At 47.2% G+C, this 4,078-nt stretch carries 1 protein-coding gene; it reads left to right on the top strand.

The genetic code is table 11. The features are described from left to right. Positions 1–680: 680 nt before the first annotated feature. Positions 681–4,078, top strand: a 3,398-nt coding sequence (locus COW15_RS15145) for a toxin TcdB middle/N-terminal domain-containing protein (protein ID WP_293633341.1), incomplete at its 3' end; no start/stop codon positions are given.

Here is a 4,078-nt window from a genome sequence, read left to right on the forward strand (position 1 = left end):
CTATTTGCATAATAAAGTGTCAACAACCAGCATCGGGCTTGTTCAACACTTGGGATAAGGTCGCGGCTATGCGCGGCCTATCCTTATTTGTTATGTTTGAGCATGAACATGACAGTTTATATTCAAATTTAAAGGCTCAAACCTATTCAAGTTGGTATGTGTATTTTAATACTGGAAATAGGAGTTCTCCTTATACATCTAAACAGTTAATAAAGCGCGTTGATGACATTTTATATGGCGGTAGACGTTCTCCATTAGAGTATGAATTAGTCGGCGATTTGGATGGGGATTCGCTTCCTGACTTTATTGAGCTTGATAGCCAAGCTCCGGCTTACGGCCCTACTAGAAAAGTAACAAAATTCATCATGAATAAGAGCTTTAATAGAATTTGGACTGGGGTTTCGGTTGCATCTCCTGATCTTAACCCTATAAACTTAGCTTCAGATTTAATGTTTTTTTATCAGTTTGCAGATATAAATGCAGACGGTAAATTAGACATAATTCATTGGGGGAAGGTAACTCCTCTAAATGTCAATCTAGGTTATAGATTAAATAAAGGAAATGCTCAATTTACAGATTGGCAGGAATTTGTAGGAGATCCTAAATTATCAACCCGATTTGAAACTTTTCTTCGTGGTGGGGAGCAAGCGAGCTTTGAATATCCGAAATATCTAAATGCAATGCAATTTGCTGATATTAATTTAGATGGCCGTAACGAGTGGTTATTACCTGGTCAAAGAGTAATAACTGGCTGCGCTAATCATTTATCTTCAGATGTGGGACGTATCTACTGTGGAGATCAACTTTATGGTACTAAGGAAAACTCATCTCTATTTACATATCCAACTAAACCATTAGGAGGTGATCGAATTGACGGTTCAATTTATCGATATGATGCAATTTATTTTAATGAGTTAGAAGATGGTCGAATTGCTATTGAGAGAAAGCCTACTGGTTATTATGGTTCTGCGACACAGGCGCAATTTTTGGATGCGTTTGGTGATGGAAATATTGACTTAGTAACAGCGTACGGTCCTTACTACTTAGGGCAAGGTAGTGAACTAGAGTCTAGGACTTGGATTAACAATCCTGCATCATCAATGTGGGGAAGCCAATATGGCGCTTACATCTCAAGAAGCTATGGTTCTGGAACAGGGAGTTCGTTAAGTGATTATCAACCTGCAGATCTTTTAGAGTCTGTAACAGATGGTTTAGGTAATATCAGTCAGTGGCGATATCGTCCGTTATCAACAGGTGAAGCGAGTGCTGGGCAGCAAAAGCTTTATACAACTGACCATGTAGAAGTGGGAACTGGGTACATGAATTTTGCTTCTAGCATGTACGTGGTGCAGTCCTTTAAGCAAAGCAACGGTCAGAATGGCGAAAATGAAACCCAATATGCCTATAAAGGCGCGATGTACAACCTGCAGGGACGTGGCTTTACCGGATTTAATCAAATTTGGGAAAAGGATATGCAGCGGGATAAGACGGTGCATAGCATCTTCAAGCAGAAGTTCCCTGAGGTGGGATTGCTAACCAAGCAAACGGTCAGCGTGGGCTCGACTACCGTTAACCAAGTGACTAACACTTGGGCAGATAATCCACAGCACACCATAAACGGTGTTTACCACAATATTCAAACCCGTTCGCTACAGCAAAGTTGGGACTTGCAAGGCACCGCTTTATCAACACAAGAAGTGCAAGTAAGTGCCAGTGATGTTGATGCATCGGGCAATATTAAAAAGCAAACTCAAAAAGTGACCGATTACATAAAGGGTCAGACGAATACCTATACCAGTGTGACCGAAACCAGTTTTGCCGTGGATACCACTAACTGGTGGCTCAATAAGTTCAATTCGGTAAAGACGAGCCACAATACTGCACAGCGCAACTGGGGAAACGACCCCGTCGGCACGATGGACAAGGCGCAGTGGCAATTGCAAACGGTCAATACCTGGAATGCTGTTCATAAGTTACCCACTAAGGTGACTTTCACCGCCAGTAATAGCAGTTGCAATCGCGTCGAAGAAACCGGACTAAACAGTTATGGTCTGCCACTGTGGACTAAAACCACAGGGCAAAGCAGTGCTTGTAGTACCTTGGCGGCAAGGCAAACCAGCTTTACCTACACGAAAGATGGCACAACTCAGGCTGACGATGGCTATCTGCCTTACAAGGTCACCAATGCCAAAGGCCATATCACCACTACCGAATACGATAGGGGCTTGGGGCTTCCCACTAAGGTGATAGCGCCCAACAATATCGTCACCCAAACCCAGTACGACGCTATCGGTCGTCCGGTGCAGGTCAAACAGACGGGCAGCCCGACTCGCTATTTGCGCTATTTACTGGCCAATGAGGGGTACAATCCGCCCCAGGATAATGACAACATCCCAGTGGTGATGACCCGCACCAGTGGTGCCGGCATCCCCGAAACGGAGCAGTATGTTGACGGCCAAGGTCGCTTACTGCGCACGGCAACCCAAGGCTTTGATGGGGGTTATCAGTATCAAGATAAACATTATGATGCACTTGGACGCATGACCCGCGAATCGACACCCTATGGCAATGGCACGGCGGCAGATTATACCGAGTTCAGTGATTTTGATGCGCTCGATAGGCCCGGCAGACGAACTATCCCTAATGGGCGCTCCGGTGGGCTAGAGTCCCTATACACCTATAACGGTTTAACCACGGATATCAATGTCGAAGGACGATTGATGTCGCGCACCTATGGTAGTCAAGGCTGGTTATATGAAACCGTGGATGCACAGAATGGGACTAACCGTTTTGCCTATGATAGCGCCGGTAGACCGTTAGTTATCCAAGATGCTAACGCTAAAAAAATTGTCGCCACTTACAACGGTTTTGGCCATAAAACCCAGGTCATCGACCCTAACCAGGGCACCACAGTCTTCGGTTACAACAGTGTAGGCGAACTGGATAAGCAAACCGATGCCAATGGCGTGGTACAAACCACTGTACTGGATGTGCTGGGACGTATCACCAGTAAAACCACCACGGGCGGCAGTGCCCCAGGGACAGCGACCTTTGTGTGGGACACGCTCAAACAAGGCTTACTCACCTCTGAAACCGAAAACGGCGTCGCCCGCACTTATGCCTATACGCCCGCGCTGCAATTGGCGCAAACCACAGTCACCGTCGATGGCGTGGCGCGCACGGTTAAGCATCAGTACGATGGCTTCTACGGCAGACCAAAAGCCTTGGAATACCCCAATGGACTGACGCTCAAGTACCTGTATAACGATTACGGCTACCTCGAGCAGACCAGCAACGCCGCCTCGGGCTATCAATATCGGCGCATCACCGCCATGGATGAAGCAGGCCATATCACGGGCGCTGATTTAGCTAACCGAGTGATGTCAGAATCCCGCAGCTATTACAGCGAAGGCACCATGGCGAGCGTCGAGGTGGATGGCCCGCTTGGGCGTATTCATGCCCACTACTACGACGGTTACGATGAGTTTATGAATCTCACCAGTGAGCGTGATGGGGTGACAGGACTGACGAAAAGCTACCACTACGACACGCTGAATCGACTGGAAAGCTACAGTTTCAGTAACACTAATCCGACCTTTAGCGCCACAGTTAACTATGCCTACGATAAGGTCGGCAACTTCCTCAAGAAAACCGATTACAGCGCCAATAGCACCACTGCCTACCGTTATGGCGGCAATGCCAGCTGTGCGGCAGGCAATAATGCTGGCCCTAACGCAGTGTGCCAGCTGACTAAGCTCAATAACACCACAGTAAACTTTCAATACGACAAGCGCGGTAATTTGCGGGTTGGTGATGGTCTCACCATGACCTACAACGCCATGGATAAACCGCTGACTATCGATGGTCGCGGCGCCAGCACTCGCTTCATCTACGGCAGCGATAATATGCGCGCCAAGCAGAGTCGCACAGTGTCAGGCAGCACAACCACTACTTATTATGTCGATAAGTACTATGAAGCCGACAGTGATGGCAGTTGGCGCGCTTACTTAGATGATATAGCTATACTCAGCTATACCCCACAGCGCAGTCACCTGCTGCAATTTACCCTCAAGGATAG

It is taken from the genome of Shewanella sp. CG12_big_fil_rev_8_21_14_0_65_47_15 (assembly GCF_002783505.1).
Taxonomy (GTDB): Bacteria; Pseudomonadota; Gammaproteobacteria; order Enterobacterales; family Shewanellaceae; genus Shewanella.